General features: G+C 41.1%; 14 protein-coding genes. 5 read left to right on the plus strand and 9 right to left on the minus strand.

Annotated elements, in window-relative coordinates; all coding sequences use genetic code 11:
- Nucleotides 1-116 precede the first annotated feature (116 nt).
- Nucleotides 117-1871, minus strand: coding sequence for a glycosyltransferase family 39 protein (locus NJ959_RS14290; protein ID WP_254012423.1), 1755 nt, complete (start codon nucleotides 1869-1871; stop codon nucleotides 117-119).
- Nucleotides 1872-2084: 213 nt separating this feature from the next.
- On the opposite strand from NJ959_RS14290, the gene NJ959_RS31035 reads away from it, so the two are divergent.
- Nucleotides 2085-2141 carry a hypothetical protein gene (locus tag NJ959_RS31035; RefSeq protein WP_507237488.1) on the plus strand — a complete coding sequence of 19 codons (57 nt, stop codon included), beginning with the start codon at nucleotides 2085-2087 and terminating at the stop codon, nucleotides 2139-2141.
- Nucleotides 2142-2306: 165 nt separating this feature from the next.
- The gene (locus NJ959_RS14295) at nucleotides 2307-3515 is read left to right on the plus strand and encodes a chromate transporter (protein ID WP_254012424.1); all 1209 of its coding nucleotides are present in this window, start codon (nucleotides 2307-2309) and stop codon (nucleotides 3513-3515) included.
- 128 nt (nucleotides 3516-3643) lie between these two features.
- On the opposite strand, the gene NJ959_RS14300 is transcribed toward NJ959_RS14295, so the two are convergent.
- A complete protein-coding gene (locus NJ959_RS14300) occupies nucleotides 3644-4168 on the minus strand; it encodes a rhodanese-like domain-containing protein (RefSeq protein WP_254012425.1) in 525 nt (174 codons plus the stop codon).
- 286 nt (nucleotides 4169-4454) lie between these two features.
- Here NJ959_RS14300 and NJ959_RS14305 point away from each other — a divergent pair, with 286 nt between their 5' ends.
- Nucleotides 4455-4907 carry a DUF29 domain-containing protein gene (locus tag NJ959_RS14305; protein ID WP_373693660.1) on the plus strand — a complete coding sequence of 151 codons (453 nt, stop codon included), beginning with the start codon at nucleotides 4455-4457 and terminating at the stop codon, nucleotides 4905-4907.
- Nucleotides 4908-5166: 259 nt separating this feature from the next.
- Here the strand turns inward: NJ959_RS14305 and purF are convergent, their stop codons facing one another.
- The 3 genes from purF to NJ959_RS14320 all read right to left on the minus strand — a co-directional run bounded on the left by purF (nucleotide 5167) and on the right by NJ959_RS14320 (nucleotide 10348).
- Nucleotides 5167-6657, minus strand: coding sequence for an amidophosphoribosyltransferase (gene purF, locus NJ959_RS14310; RefSeq protein ID WP_254012427.1), 1491 nt, complete (start codon nucleotides 6655-6657; stop codon nucleotides 5167-5169).
- 178 nt (nucleotides 6658-6835) lie between these two features.
- On the minus strand, nucleotides 6836-9292 hold the full coding sequence (gene purL, locus NJ959_RS14315; RefSeq protein ID WP_254012428.1) for a phosphoribosylformylglycinamidine synthase subunit PurL: 2457 nt from the start codon (nucleotides 9290-9292) through the stop codon (nucleotides 6836-6838).
- A gap of 273 nt (nucleotides 9293-9565) precedes the next feature.
- Nucleotides 9566-10348, minus strand: a complete 783-nt coding sequence (locus NJ959_RS14320; RefSeq protein ID WP_254012429.1) for an ABC transporter permease — start codon at nucleotides 10346-10348, stop codon at nucleotides 9566-9568.
- 321 nt (nucleotides 10349-10669) lie between these two features.
- Here NJ959_RS14320 and NJ959_RS14325 point away from each other — a divergent pair, with 321 nt between their 5' ends.
- Both NJ959_RS14325 and NJ959_RS14330 read left to right on the plus strand, forming a co-directional pair.
- On the plus strand, nucleotides 10670-11035 hold the full coding sequence (locus tag NJ959_RS14325; RefSeq protein WP_254012430.1) for a response regulator: 366 nt from the start codon (nucleotides 10670-10672) through the stop codon (nucleotides 11033-11035).
- Nucleotides 11036-11240: 205 nt separating this feature from the next.
- The gene (locus tag NJ959_RS14330) at nucleotides 11241-12095 is read left to right on the plus strand and encodes a tetratricopeptide repeat protein (RefSeq protein WP_254012431.1); all 855 of its coding nucleotides are present in this window, start codon (nucleotides 11241-11243) and stop codon (nucleotides 12093-12095) included.
- Nucleotides 12096-12285: 190 nt separating this feature from the next.
- Here the strand turns inward: NJ959_RS14330 and NJ959_RS14335 are convergent, their stop codons facing one another.
- The 4 genes from NJ959_RS14335 to NJ959_RS14350 all read right to left on the minus strand — a co-directional run.
- Nucleotides 12286-12561 (minus strand): MoaD/ThiS family protein, encoded by a 276-nt coding sequence (locus NJ959_RS14335; protein WP_254012432.1) that lies wholly within the window; start codon nucleotides 12559-12561, stop codon nucleotides 12286-12288.
- Nucleotides 12562-12713: 152 nt separating this feature from the next.
- Entirely contained in the window at nucleotides 12714-14018 is a 1305-nt protein-coding gene (gene thrC, locus NJ959_RS14340; RefSeq protein ID WP_254012433.1) for a threonine synthase, read from the minus strand.
- A 90-nt stretch (nucleotides 14019-14108) separates the two neighbouring features.
- Complete coding sequence (locus tag NJ959_RS14345; protein ID WP_254012434.1) at nucleotides 14109-14909, minus strand: hypothetical protein; 801 nt, start codon at nucleotides 14907-14909, stop codon at nucleotides 14109-14111.
- A gap of 149 nt (nucleotides 14910-15058) precedes the next feature.
- Nucleotides 15059-15247 (minus strand): hypothetical protein (locus tag NJ959_RS14350; protein WP_254012435.1); only part of this gene is annotated, 189 nt, incomplete at its 5' end.

Raw genomic sequence — 15247 nt, forward strand, 5'->3', positions numbered from 1 at the left:
GGTGTGGGGTTTTTTGGTATGAGGAACTTTTCAGGGTTTTTGCTTTTGTTTTCACTCCATTATTCCACCATAAAAGGCTCAATCACTACTTTCGTTCCTATTTCATTTTACAATCGCTAATGAATTTTATAGATGTACTGCCCTCCGCCTCGATTTGTACTCCATAAAAGTTTGAATTGCTGTCGCACTTCAGGATAAATTTGCGTATTTTTAGCCCCGTCTAATATGATAAGTTGATTAGGCTTTAGATTTGTCAAAAAATCGTAGTTATCCAAAAGCAAAGCCTTTTCCGGTATTTTCTCAACCTCTAACCCTGCAATCCTCAGTTCCACATTAGGTGAATCTCCGGAAAAATATACCTGACTTGGATTATATTTTTTGACAAATTGATAGGAATCAAATATTTCATCTTTATTGTAATTCTGGAATAGAGAAGATGGGAACTTAGCATATACCTCGAATCCGATAACAACAATTACAAAGAGCAAGACAATACTGCGAAAACCTTTTCGATATTTGTTTAAGTAAGAGCCAACGCAGTCAATACCGAATCCAGAGATAGCAAATAAGATTGGTAAAGCTGGAACTAAATATCTAGGAAAACTCCGTGTTGATGAACCTATAACTATGTAATATAGTATTAAATAAGTTAAGAGAACCCCCAAATTTATTTTCCGCTTAAATGACATAAATATCCCAATTATAAAAAATGCTAAAACCACCATACTCTCTTTATCAAAATAGTATCTAATATAGGCAAGCCATTGACTATCTTCAGTGTGAAGGGCATTATGTTTTAGTTCGGAGCCAAAATCATAGATAAAGGTTTTCCAAGAGACTAAAACGTAAGGAGAAGCCAGTAAAAATCCAACTGTTATAATCCCAATTCCCATGTATATCCTGAAGAGACCAAATCGCTCAAACAGTCTGGGAAATCGGTACGAGAGAACCGTACAGATCAAAGATAATATACCCAAATATAGTACTTTTTTTCTTAAAGAGTTGAAAAATATAATATCTTTGGCATCTACAGTAGAATTGAGATCTCCAGATGTCTGTAATATTGACATCAATAGATCGTGAGGAAATAGAATTACTATCGCAAATAAAATCAGAGATAATATAGAAAATATCCCAGTTAATTGAAAATGAGTAAATCCTTTATTTAATAGCAGCCAGTTTCCTCGAGATTTTTCACTTAAAGACTTATAATTTATCAATTCACTAATTACATAAGTAATAGCAACGATTAAAGCAGTATATTTTGTAGATATAGCCAAACCAATTACCAAGGCTCCCATCAACCAGAACTTATATTGAGCTGTCTCGAAAAACCTCATCAGCAAAAGTAGAGCTATTACAGATAATATTGCCAAGAGAATATCAGTTATTATATAGCTACCACTCTCGATCAAAAGAGGACTAAACATCGTCAAAGCAGCAGCAATTAGACTAGCCGTCTTAGACTTGTATAGATACTGAGACAGGAAGAATACTGAGACTGCCAATCCACATCCAAACAGTAAATTTAAAATCCTACCATAAAAAAGAGCTGAATTAATATCTCCCCAAAAATCGCACCAAAAAAATGTCAGATAATAAAAAAAAGAAGGATAATGAAACCACTCCGGATTAAGGCCTACATTCTCAAATCGGTAAAGTATCGCTAAACTTAAACGTTCATCTACATTAGCACTTACTGGAAGATTGTACAAAACCAATGGATATCTAACAACAAATCCCAATCCTAGAATCGAAATAAGGGCAAGATACTCCCAAACTCCCTTGAGTACGTTAAATTTCTGGAAAATATAATCTGAAAAATTGATGTCCAGATGGAGATATCTACGAGTAGAATTAATTAACTTCATCTCAATTTATCCTTGACAATAAAGCCAATGTTAACCTGGATTCTTTTAATTGGTTAGCCAACCGCAAAAAAATTAATAAAAAATAAAATATTTTAATATTGCCATTAAGTTATGTATTATATTTATAACTTTTATAAATTGCTGAGATCCAGGTGAGTCGTATCCTCACCGTTAATGATAATTGAGCCACTATCCGGTTCTTCTAAACCTGCGATCGCGCATAATTATCGCTTTTATTCTTTTGGTGATGCGATGTTGATTTTGCCATAGGCTGTGAGATAGGGAGTGGGGAGTAGGGAAAGACTCGCGATACATAATCTTAAGGCAATAGGGAATAGGCAATATTAGGAGTTCCTTATTCTCTATTATCTTATATAATCAATTAGTTCTTGACAACCACTAAAATAAATCTCTCAAAGGCATCGCCATAAACTTATGAGTCAATCCTCAGAAAACGAAAATCAGTCTATAGATATTGCCACACCCACATCTCCCTACTCCCTCTGGGAAATGGTGTTGTATGCGCTCAAATTAGGCTCAATTGGGTTTGGCGGACCAATCGCACTAGTTGGCTATATGCACCGAGATCTTGTTGAACAAAAGAAATGGATTTCTGAGAGTGATTATGCAGAAGGATTAGCACTAGCACAGTTGGCACCGGGTCCATTAGCAGCACAATTAGCAATCTACCTTGGCTATGTTCATTACCATATTTTGGGTGCAACTGTGGTGGGATTAGCTTTTGTTTTACCCTCATTTTTTATGGTGGTTGCCTTGGGCTGGTTTTACGTGCGATATGGTGGTATTAGTTGGATGCAGGCTGTTTTTTACGGAGTGGGTGCTTGCGTTATTGCTATTATTGCTAATAGCGCTTACAAACTTACTCAGAAGATGGTTAAAGGTACTATAATTTGGGTCATTTATCTGGTAAGTGTGGCGATTACTGTAATTACAGAATCTGAGATTATTTGGGTGTTTCTTGTCGCAGGAATCTTAGTTTGGTTGGTGGAAGCACCTCCAAAAGGCGGGTTAAAAAAGCCGAAGTCGCTTTCTCTGATCGTGAATCCATTATGGTTATTAGCTACAACCGGAGTACCCACGGCTAGTGGCGGAATTTTATGGAAGATTTTTATCTATTTTACCCAGGCGGGAGCCTTTGTTTTTGGCAGTGGATTAGCAATTGTCCCATTTCTCTATGGTGGGGTAGTTAAAGACTTCCAATGGTTAACTGATAAGCAGTTTCTAGATGCAGTCGCTGTGGCAATGATTACACCTGGTCCAGTGGTAATTACTACAGGATTTATTGGCTTTTTAGTTGCTGGATTATCGGGTTCAATTATTGCAGCAGGGGCAACTTTTATCCCTTGTTATTTATTTACTATTATTCCTGCTCCTTATTTTAAGAAACATGGCAAACAACCAGGAATTGCCGCTTTTGTCAAGGGAGTAACGGTGGCGGCAACTGGGGCAATTATGGGATCGGTAATTGTCTTGGCAAGGAGATCCCTGATTGATATTCCCACAGTTGCGATCGCGTTGTTAAGTTTTGCTCTATTATGGAAATTTAAGAAGAAATTACCTGAACCTGTATTAGTGTTATCATCTGCGGTAGTTGGCTTGGTGCTTTATCCCTTGATTCATTAGACATAGGCGTTAAATGGCTAATGGCTAATGGTAGATCAAAAAAAATTACAATTAGCAATTTACAATTAGCAATTAGCAATTAGCAATTCATTGGGTTATAACTAGCAACTTTGGTTATTACAAAAATATCAATTCGCCAAGGGAGTAATTGGCGCTAAAACCGTAGCATCATTTTTATCTGGCACAACTTGTCGCCATCCTTTTATTCCCCCTGAGAGAACGACAAAATTTAGTCCAGTTTTTTCTAATTCTTTGTATGCTTTGAAGGATCGATCGCCTCCTACTTTACAGTAAAGCACGATTGTGGGCATCTTTTGATCGGGGTGAGTATTACTTTGGACGATATCGCGAATCTTTTGGATAGCAGCGCCAGACTCAATATCGTTTAGGGGAATCAGGATGCTATTGCCAATCCGATCGAGATCGTATTCTTTTTGCGATCGCACATCTACCAAAATTACAGGTTTCAACTGCCCCGACTGCAATTCATTAACGCTGACTTGTGGAGTCGATAAACTTGACACGAATGTGAATAAATCCATGTGCTTATCTGCCAATACTCCTTTTATCTTCAAGCCACTAGTAACCAATAAGCTGAAAGAAATAATTATAAGTAATGGAATAAAATAACGTAGATGTTTTTTACTTTTCATTTTATGTTATTCGGAATAAGTATCTGAAATTTAAAGATGATCCATCTTTATAGACTATAACAGTTGAATGGAGTAAATTCAGACCTAACCCCCAACCCCCTTCCCTTGTGGGGAAGGGGGCTAATTTTAAAGCCTCTCTCCTACAAGGAGAGAGGTTAAAACTGTACCGCACAGAAATGAAAACCGCTATATAATGAGTATGGGAATCAGACAGAGGTGGATATTGCTGGTTGTAGCATACCCAAATCTGACATAATATTTTTATAAAGAGAAACTAATTATGACAATGACAACAGAGATTAAAATATCTCTTTATGAGCAAGACTACCAACTTTGGCTAGACCAAACTTTAGTGCAGTTGAGAACAGGTGATTTTAACAATATAGATCTAGAGAATTTAATCGAGGAGGTGGAAAGTTTGGGAAAGAGCGATAAACACGCAATTTCTAGTTATTTAATGCGGCTTTTCGAACACTTGCTAAAGCTTAAATATTGGGAATCTGAACGAGAAATGTGTTTGAGGGGTTGGCTGGTTGAGATCGCTAACTTTAGGATCGAAATTGAAAAGAGACTAGAGACTAGCCCTAGTCTAAAAACGTTTTTGCAAGATAACTTTGCTAAACAATATAAAAATGGTAGAAAACTTTTCTTGCAAGCTAGTAATCTCGATCCTCGATCAATTCCCGAACAACCATGTTTTACTCTAGATCGAGCTTTGGATGAGAATTGGCTACCATAACCCTCTTCCATCACTTTGGGGTTAAACCTTGAATCTTCGTGGGCTATACGAAAAACGGAAATATCTGCAAAGCTTTTCCCAGTTTGGTGGAAGCGTATAAAACAAAGGATGTCTACAGTGCTACAAGGAATAAAGTGCCTTGGTGGCCTTTGCGGTAGCTTTAATAAACCACTAAGACACTAAGACACTAAGACACGAGTTTTAATTCAAAATTCAAAACTTAAAACTCAAAACTCAAAACTCTCTTCCCCATTCCCCATTAAATCTTAATCTTTTCCAGCATCAATTTAGAACGCTTAATATTTTCAGGTATGGCTATAGGATAATCGCCTGTGAAACAAGCTGAACAAAAACTGTCAGATTCTTCACGGGTAGCAATCATCATTCCCTCCCAGCTTAAATAAACTAAAGAATCGACACCAATTTGCTTTCCAATATCTTCCACAGATTTAGTAGCTGCAATAAGATGATCTTGGCTATCAGTATCAATACCATAGAAACATGGATGAGTCACAGGTGGTGAAGAAATTCGCATGTGAACTTCACTTGCACCCGCATCTCGCAAGGCTTTGACTATTTTGCGGCTAGTTGTTCCCCGTACAATAGAATCATCTACGAGAACTACTCGTTTACCGATTAAGACATCTTTGAGAGGGTTGAGTTTCATGCGGATACCAGCTTCTCGCATGTGTTGGGTTGGTTGAATAAAAGTACGGCCAACATAGCGATTTTTAATTAATCCTTCACCGTAGGGAATGCCAGATTCTCGGGAAAATCCAATGGCAGCAGGAACTCCTGAATCAGGCACTGCAATGACAATATCTGCTTCTGTTGGTATTTCTTTTGCCATCTGACGACCTAATCGCAACCGATAGCTATATAATGTTTCATGGTGCATGATACTATCAGGTCTTGCAAAATAAATCATCTCAAAAATACAAAGCTTCCGTGCTGGTTTCGGACTCCAATGAAATGAAGCCATTCCTGCCTCTGTAATCCAGACTAATTCTCCAGGTTCCACATCTCGCAAATATTCTGCACCAATAATATCTAAACCACAAGTTTCTGATGCGACGGCATAGCGGATAGGATTACCTTCCAAAGTACCAATTACTAAAGGACGAACCCCATTGGGATCTCGCACAGCCATTAAACCATCGGGAGTACCAATTACTAAACTATAAGCTCCCGTACAATGATTAAATGCACTAATAGCAGCATCTAACCATTCTTTCCCACTGTCAACTTCTGCACCAATTGCGATTGCAATCATTTCCGAGTCTGTCGTTGTCACAAAATCACAATTTTTGCTCTGCAAATATTCCCGTAGTTCCGATGTATTGACTAAATTACCATTATGAGCTAGTGCTAGCGGTCCCAATCGAGTCTCCACTACAGCAGGTTGAGCATTGACCACATGACTTGAACCAGTTGTAGAATAGCGATTATGACCAACTGCTATAGTTCCTGACAGTTTGTTCAAGATATCCTCACTAAAAACTTGAGATACTAAGCCCATATTTTTGTGGAGATGCACCTTTTTTCCTTCAAAGGTAGCAATCCCGGCGGATTCTTGCCCCCGATGCTGTAAGGCAAATAAACCAAAATAAGTTGATTTGGCGACATTTTCCTCTGGTGCATAAATGCCAAAAACCCCACAGGCTTCTTCTGGTTTATCGGGTTGCTGGGTATATTCGTCATGAGATTGAGGACGATACTTGTCAGAGGGGAGGGATGACTGGAGAATCATAGGTAGAGGCTTGCTCCTGGTAGCAGCAGTGGATTCGTGAGACTTCAATGGCAGCAAATAACGAAACAATCGTTAACGAAACTTAACGATTCCTTAACGATAGCATCTATATCATGATTTGCAGAAGTCTCAAAGGGAAAGATGAAGTATGAAGTATGTAAGGATAAAGTGAGATGTGCTACAGCTTAGTTAAACGATCCTCAATTGCATTGCGGAAGCGATCGCAAATTTCTGCCATAGTAAGATCCAGGATTTGGCGATCGTCATGAGCCACAACCCGTAAATTGGAGTTTTCTGCCCCAACCACCCCAAGCAGTTGCCAAGTATCTGGAGATGCTCCCAAAGATTCCTTTAGATAGGATTCCCAATTAGCTTGTTGTGCAATACTGACAGAAACTAAAATCCGACTAGCACTTTCACCAAAAAGAATATAATCCCAACGGATTTCGCCATCAATCATTCCTAAATTAATTTGGGCACCCAATCCAGCAGAAATACAAGATTCCGCCACAGCCACAGCAATTCCGCCTTCTGCACAATCATGAGCAGATTGTACCCAACCTTGGAGAATTCCTTCGCGACAAGCAGCTTGTACCCGACATTCCAACTCAAAATTAACTAGAGGAGGTTTACCTGCAACCAAACCATGAATACTTGCCAGATATTCCGAACCCCCTAACGATACATGAGGAGTAGTATCAGACAGAGGCAATCCCAAAAGATAAATTAAATCTCCTGGAGTTTTCCAACCTTGAGTACAAATTTTATCGATATCTGGAATTAACCCCACCATACCAATAACAGGTGTCGGGTAAATTGGCTGTGGAACACCATTACTATCGAAAGTCTCATTATATAGAGAAACATTACCACCAGTAACAGGAGTTCCCATTTCCAGACAAGCCTCAGCTATCCCCCGACAAGCCGAAGCCAACTGCCAATAGCCAATCGGCTTTTCTGGGGAACCAAAATTCAAATTATCAGTAACTGCGATAGGTTGTGCCCCCACACAACTCAAATTTCTCGCCGCTTCTGCCACCACCGCCTTCGCCCCTTCATAAGGCTCCAGATAAACATAACGAGAATTACAATCCACAGTAGCAGCAACACCTTTTTGTGGTTGGTTATTAGTTGTTGGTTGTTGGTTGTTGGTTGTTGGTTGTTGGTTGTTAGTTGTTGGTTGTTGGCTAACCGATAACCCATCCGTTACATCCGTTACCCCATCCGTTGCCCCATCTACCAGCAATGGACGCAATCTCATCACAGCCGCATCAGCATCTCCTGGCAGAATTATCGTATTATTCTGAACCTGATGATCGTACTGACGATAAACCCAACGCTTAGAAGCAATAGTCGGAGTTTCCAGAAGTTCGAGCAAGATATCATTCCAACTATTAAACTTACCTGAAATTTCTATTCCCGCGATCGCACAATTCGGTAAAGAATCAAGTGTCCAAGCCCAAGCTTTCACTGCATATTCTGGCGGTTCTGTCAATAACTCATGGTGATAAATTGGCGTATTATCGGACAAAGCAGTTGCCAAGATTTCTGCTGCTACCCCACCTTTAAATAGAATTCTGACAATTGGCTCTTCAATTACGGTTCCTGCTACTACAGCCTGAAGTCCCCAGCGGTGGAAAATATCAATTAACTCCTGTTCCCGCCCCTTATGAGCGACAAACAGCATCCTTTCTTGAGATTCTGAAAGTAAATATTCATAAGGAATCATTCCTGTTTCTCTACTAGGAATTAAGTCTAAATCTAACTCAATTCCCACTCCACCTTTTGCCGCCATTTCCGAAGTAGAGCAGGTAATTCCGGCTGCTCCCATATCCTGTGCTGCCACTACCGCACCAGTTTTAAAAGCTTCCAGACAAGCTTCAATTAAACATTTTTCTAAGAAAGGATCTCCTACTTGCACTGCGGGACGATCATCCATTGATTTATCGCTCAATTCTGCACTAGCAAAACTTGCGCCACCCATCCCATCTCTACCTGTAGTAGAACCTACATATAATACTGGATTACCAATACCAGATGCACCAGATTTAACAATTTCTGGAGTTTCCATTAACCCCAGCGCCATCACATTAACTAGGGGATTGCCACTGTAAGCGGGATCGAAATAAACTTCACCACCAACAGTGGGAACCCCGACACAGTTACCGTAATGGGAAATTCCTTCTACTACCCCACTAAATAGTCTACGGGTTCTGGCATCATCTAAAGAACCAAAACGCAAAGAATTTAAAACAGCAATGGGACGCGCACCCATGGTAAAAATATCTCTGAGAATACCACCAACTCCAGTGGCTGCTCCTTGAAAAGGCTCGATCGCAGACGGGTGATTATGAGATTCTATTTTAAAAGCCAGTCGCAGTCCATCCCCCAAGTCTACCACGCCAGCATTTTCCCCAGGACCGACTAAAATGCGATCGCCTTCTGTGGGAAATTGTTTGAGTAAGGGACGGGAATTCTTATAACAGCAGTGTTCTGACCACATTACACCGAACATGCCCAATTCAGCTTTATTGGGATGTCGCCCCAACCGTTGGACAATATCGTCGTATTCTTCAGGCTTCAAGCCCTCGGCGGCAATTTCTTCAGGGGAAAAGGGAGATGTGGTGGTAGACATGAAACCGTTATAGATAAAGCACAGGGTTTATTGTATCGGTTAAGGAGTTACAGCAGTTCTATATAGTACAGTAATTTTTAGGGATGTGAGGCACAGAGGAACCCGGTTTCTTTGAGAAACCGGGTTCCTGGGGTTTACTTCATAAACCTGCAATCTGCTGTATATTTATGAGGGTGCGTTAGCAAAGCATAACGCACCCTACTTTTGTACCACTATTTTTACCCCCACTCCCCACTCCCCACTCCAAAAAACCCACTCCAAAAAACCCACTCCCTAACTAGAAGCACTTGTATAAAAACGCAGTGCAAAGCGCCAAAAGATACCAGAAGCCAAAAGTAAGCCGAAAGCTAGGATACCAGAGCCAACGATCCAGATTGGTTGAGAGCGACCGAGCATGGCTTCTGCTGGTACAGTGGTTAAGAATGCCACTGGTACGACAAAGGTAAAGAAAAACCGATAAGTCGCCGGGTATGCCACCATCGGAAAACGACCTGCTTCCATCAAACCTCTCAGTACTTCAGTGACGTTGTAGATTTTCACAAACCAGATACTAGTTGCTCCCAGAATAAACCATATACTATAGAGACTAACCATCGCAAAAAAGATGGGCATGGCACTCTGAAGATAGTCAAATGCTGTAAACTGAAGGCCTGTCCCTGCAAAACCAATCAGTATTCCTGAAAAGACTATTTCTGGGAATCCCCAAGGTGAAATGGTACGGGATGAAAGCCAAAATTGGGAGCTAACTGGTTTGAGGAGAACGAAATCTAGGGTTCCCTGCTGTACATGTTCGACAATTCGGCTTAAATTAGGAACAAGAAACGTTGCAGAAAATCCTTGCAAGAAAGTAAAAATACCTAAAACAAGTAGTGCCTCCTCCCAATTCCAACCCTCAAAGGTGTAGCCAGTGCGATAGAATAAAAATAGCCCAAATAAGCTACCACAGAGGTTCCCTAAACTGCTTAAGGTCGCGATCGCAAAATTGAGCCGATATTCTAGTTCGGCTGCGAGTGCAGTACTCCAAAACAACTTCAGTATATTTATATATCGTGTCATTACCGCTCCCCCTATCAGTCTCGTCTAAGTAGTACAGTAAACAACCCACCGCTCGTATCTGAGTACCGATTATAGCGCTTGCTCTTAAAAAAGCCCTAGTTTACCAGACTTAGGTAGGGATATGTAATCGGCAGCCTAATCCTTTCATGTCAGGAGGTATGCCAGGGAGAATAACCACTTTTGTAAGGGTAGCGGCTCCTTTTATGTTCAAGCTTTATCCTGGATTTACAGGTATTTCCTTGATAAACTTATCAGAGATCGACTGCTCGTTTGATCCTGAGAAATTTGAGGAAATATTGCAAATTGAAATAGAGGTAGTTTATGGAAAAGATTTTGATAATTGAAGATGAAAGCTTTATCAGAGATAACCTGCTCGAGCTATTGGAGATGGAAGGCTTTGATGCTATAGGGGCTGACAATGGTAAGATTGGGATCGAGTTAGCAAAAGAATATCAGCCCAATTTAATTCTCTGTGATGTGATGATGCCGGAACTCGATGGTTATGGTGTCTTCGAGCAGATACGTGGAAATCATGTCACCGCCAATATTCCCTTTCTGTTTCTGACGGCAAGTGCTGATACAGGCAATCTTCAGAAAATTAAAGATCTAGGAATGACAGAGTATATTCTGAAACCGTTTAATGTGGAGAATTTTTTGGAGACAATTAGAAATTATCTAACAGATTGATATCCGGATCTCCCTAATTTAAAAAACCTAACCCCCCAGCCCCCTTCTCTTCAAGGGAAGGGGGCGGATGAAATCATACTCCTCTGTCTTGATTAGGGAAGGGGGCTGGGGGAGGGATGCAACTGGTAATTGTGAATGGTGCAAGTTATAAGTTAAAATTAAGCTAAAATTAAGTAAGTCTATTCGATCAGTTCAAGGAAGTTTCGTGTCTGGTAAGCGCAATCCCTGGATCAATGTTGTTTTAGTGCTAGCCGTCCTGGCATTTGTGGGTTTTTCAATGATTCCTCTGTTGGGGACTGCCCTTAAGCAAGAGCCGTCTTCTTCTTCTGTGGCAACACCAAGTCCAACATCCACAGTGTCTGGAGAAAAACGGGCAGAATTAGAAGCTCAAGTCAAAGGATATGAGCTAGTGGTGCAACGAGAGCCACAAAATCAAACGGCTTTGCGGGGACTTGTGGAAGCACGCCTGCAACTAGGAGATATTAAAGGAGCAATTGCTCCCCTAGAAGAGTTTGCCAAACTCAATCCCGAGCAAACAGAGTATACGGTATTGCTGGCTCAATTAAAACAGCAAACGGGTGATGCTGAAGGAGCGGCTCTTGGTTATCGTCAAATATTAGCAACAAAGCCCGGTGACTTGAAAGCGCTAGAAGGATTAGCGGCTTTACAAGTTGCTCAAAAACGCCCTGAAGCTGCGATCGCACTTTTACAAGATACCCTGAAAACAGCAACTCAGCTCAATGATGTTCAGGCGGGAACAGTTGATGTCACATCAGTACAGTTATTGTTAGGTCAAGTTTACGCTAGTCAGCTACGCTACACTGAAGCTCTGGTGATCTACGATGATGCGATTAGGACAAACAAACAAGATTTTAGACCAGTATTAGCTAAGGCAATAATTATGAGACAACAAGGTAAAACGGCTGAAGCTGAACCCCTTTTTACCACCGCTGTTTCCTTAGCACCCGCTCAATATAAGGATCAAATCAAACGTCTTGCTACTGAGTCTAAACAACCACAAGCAACACCATCAGCTTCATCGGGTAATCAGACACCTTAATTATTTTAACCTCCTCCGCACCTACTCTAACTGAGTTCGGTGTTAGGAGTTTGGTGTTAGGAGTTAAAATTTAAGAGCATTAGGGGTTGGTGGTGCGTTAGCAGTAACGCACCCTACAGATAGAGTTTTTGCCTTAAAATCAAGGGGCGATCGAACCTAACTTATCTATTTTTCCACCTTTTCCCTAACATCAACCTCCAGCAACTGCTGGGACAATACTAACTTCATCTCCATCAGTTAATTGTGTATTTGTACCTTCGAGAAAGCGAATATCTTCACTGTTGACATAGAAGTTTAAAAAGCGACGGGGTTTTCCCTCATCGTCACAGAGCCTTCCTTTAATACCGGGACATGTCTTGTCCAATGAGTCGATTAGTTCGGATACATTACTAGCGGTACATTCAATCGTAGCTTGGTCGTTGGCGAATTTTTGCAGGGTTGTAGGAATTAGAACTTTGACTGCCATAGATTTTGTTGTTGGTTGTTAGTTGTTGGTTGTTGGTTGTTGGTTGTTGGTTGTTAGTTGTTAGTTGTTGGTTGTTGGTTGTTGGTTGTTGGTTGTTGATTTTTCTAATAACAAATAACAAATAACCAATAACAAACAACCAATAACAAAAATTATACCAAAACTTGTTGCCATTCGAGGCGACCAAGGGTGCGGGAACGTTCTAATGCCCGCTCGAAACTATCGAGTTTTGCTTCAATTGTGAAGGGTTCGCCGATATAACCTTGAACTGCTTCTTGGGTTTTTAGTCCATTACCTGTGATGAAGACAACTGTCTTTTCTTCGGGGTCAATTTTTCCTGCTTCTACTAGTTTCTTCAGTACAGCAATTGTTGTTCCACCAGCAGTTTCCGTGAAGATACCTTCAGTTTCTGCCAGTAGCTTCATCCCGTCAATAATTTCTGCATCGGTGACAGATTCAATGCTACCACCAGTTTTGTGGGCAATTTCTAGGGCGTAAACTCCGTCAGCAGGATTACCGATGGCGATGGATTTGGCAATGGTGCTGGGTTTGACGGGAGTAATAAAATCGCGTCCATCTTGATATGCTTGAGCGATGGGGGAACAACCTTGTGCTTGTGCGCCGCTGAAGCGAACAGCTTTCTCGTCTACTAAGCCTACTTTAATGAATTCTTGGAAGCCTTTATAGATTTTGGTGTAAAGGGAACCAGAGGCTAGTGGTGCAACAATATGATCTGGTAGTTCCCAGCCTAGTTGTTCTGCTACTTCAAAGCCTAGGGTTTTTGAGCCTTCAGAATAGTAGGGGCGCAAGTTAATGTTGACAAAACCCCAGCCGTGGGTATTGGCTACTTCACAACAGAGGCGGTTAACTTGATCGTAGTTCCCTTCTACTGCCATGACAGTTGGATTATAAATTAGCGTACCGAGGACTTTTCCGGCTTCTAAGTCTGCGGGGATAAAGACGCAACAGTCCAAACCTGCATGAGCTGCGATCGCGGCGGTAGAATTTGCTAAGTTACCAGTGCTAGCACAAGATACTGTAGAAAAACCCAATTCTCTAGCTCTAGTTAATGCGACTGACACCACTCTGTCTTTAAAACTGAGGGTGGGCATGTTGACGGCATCATTTTTAATATAAAGATTTTTTAGACCCAGGCGACGTGCCAAGCGATTAGATTTGACTAAAGGTGTCATCCCCGTACCCACATCAATCGGATTCTCGCTAGTTACAGGTAAGAAGGCACGATAGCGCCAAATCGAATTAGGACCAGATTTAATGGTTTCGCGAGTGACTTGGCGACGCAACTCGTTGTAATCATACGCGACTTCCAACGGACCAAAACAAAATTCACAAACGTGGGTGGCTTTCGGTTCGTATTCTGCACCGCACTCTTTGCACTGGAGATTCTTAAAAGTGGCAGATGTTCGTGATGTTGGGGATAAGGTCGCCTGGGTCATGGGTGGAGTCTCTCTATTTCTATCGTCGGTCGTCTGATAGTAACACATGGTGAAAATTGCGTCAAACATATCCGACTATTTTTGTCGGGATTAAAATGGGGCAGCGGATGGGGTAACGGATGTAACGGATGTAACGGATGGGGGTAGATCCCGTGGTGCGTTACGTTGCGAATGGCGCACCTGACAATTTCTTTGAGTCAGGGTACGAATTTTTAGGGCTTCTCCATAACAAGCGATCTCCATTTCTAAGTTATCGGTTTTTTCGCCTTTAATTCTTTCACTGTAAGCATTTCCCAAGTTATGTTGAGTACCCGCCCAGTGTTCGGGAAAAGCTGCTTGGGTAAAAACACTCAATGCTATTTCATAACCAACTATGGCAATTTCTAAATTATCCCTCCGCCTCCCCAGGGGAAATTGCCAGATCAGATTACTGAAATCGACGATAACTCCTGCATTCCCTGCTGCTACTGTTGCTTCTTGTTGAGGAAGATTTACCCTTGCCCAATTTGACAATACCTCAGCGAAACTTAAATTCAGTTTATCTTGATTTGCTTCCAGTAGAGGGTAGACAACTTCCGGATTACCCTTGCTATCGGAAGTCGCCTGTAATAATTCGATTAATAAATTAAAATATTCTGCTTGGGTTGCAGCTACTAAGGAGTCAATTTTCCTATATACCCCCAGCAAATATCCCGCAATATTCATCAAACGATTAGCATTGTCTAAACTCCCTTCCCATCTCAAATTATCGGCTTTTTCTAGCATCATCTGTACCAACCCACCATCCACCAAGTCTGAGTTAACGTTTAATATGGCAGATTCTTCCCCATGAGGAGAATTGAGGAGATTTTGGATTAATTCTAAATAAGCGTCTTCGCGGGTGTCAGCCATGGGGAGGATGAGCGGTGGTGTTTGTCATGATTTTGATTATAGTCTCAGATTCCTGACTGCTCCAATAAATCCGGAATTTGGCTAATTTGGCGATTAATTGGGATAATCGCAAGTACTAATAACCGCAGTAACCGCCAGTGAAGCGCTAGTTAATCGCGCTCGGTAAGCCAGAAAACCCGCCGTAGAATTAATTCTACGGCTAATAGCTCAAGTCCATTAAAATGGACTAAAATTCTCATGCCAGTCAGTTTCAACTCAGATCTTGCACCATTGTTGGTAAGCGAGAAAACCCGCCGTAGAATTAATTCTACGGCTAATAGCTCAAGTCCATTAAAATG

The sequence above is a fragment of the Limnofasciculus baicalensis BBK-W-15 genome (genome assembly GCF_024178385.1).
Lineage (GTDB): Bacteria > Cyanobacteriota > Cyanobacteriia > Cyanobacteriales > Coleofasciculaceae > Limnofasciculus > Limnofasciculus baicalensis.

Bases quoted from the DNA above. Each gene is read 5' to 3' on its own strand.
- NJ959_RS14300 (WP_254012425.1), bottom strand. From the start codon at position 4,168: ATGAAAAGTAAAAAACATCTACGTTATTTTATTCCATTACTTATAATT.
- NJ959_RS14325 (WP_254012430.1), top strand. From the start codon at position 10,670: ATGGAAAAGATTTTGATAATTGAAGATGAAAGCTTTATCAGAGATAAC.
- NJ959_RS14295 (WP_254012424.1), top strand. From the start codon at position 2,307: ATGAGTCAATCCTCAGAAAACGAAAATCAGTCTATAGATATTGCCACA.
- NJ959_RS14345 (WP_254012434.1), bottom strand. From the start codon at position 14,909: ATGGCTGACACCCGCGAAGACGCTTATTTAGAATTAATCCAAAATCTC.
- purF (WP_254012427.1), bottom strand. From the start codon at position 6,657: ATGATTCTCCAGTCATCCCTCCCCTCTGACAAGTATCGTCCTCAATCT.
- NJ959_RS14290 (WP_254012423.1), bottom strand. From the start codon at position 1,871: ATGAAGTTAATTAATTCTACTCGTAGATATCTCCATCTGGACATCAAT.
- NJ959_RS14305 (WP_373693660.1), top strand. From the start codon at position 4,455: ATGACAACAGAGATTAAAATATCTCTTTATGAGCAAGACTACCAACTT.
- NJ959_RS14335 (WP_254012432.1), bottom strand. From the start codon at position 12,561: ATGGCAGTCAAAGTTCTAATTCCTACAACCCTGCAAAAATTCGCCAAC.
- thrC (WP_254012433.1), bottom strand. From the start codon at position 14,018: ATGACCCAGGCGACCTTATCCCCAACATCACGAACATCTGCCACTTTT.
- purL (WP_254012428.1), bottom strand. From the start codon at position 9,292: ATGTCTACCACCACATCTCCCTTTTCCCCTGAAGAAATTGCCGCCGAG.
- NJ959_RS14320 (WP_254012429.1), bottom strand. From the start codon at position 10,348: ATGACACGATATATAAATATACTGAAGTTGTTTTGGAGTACTGCACTC.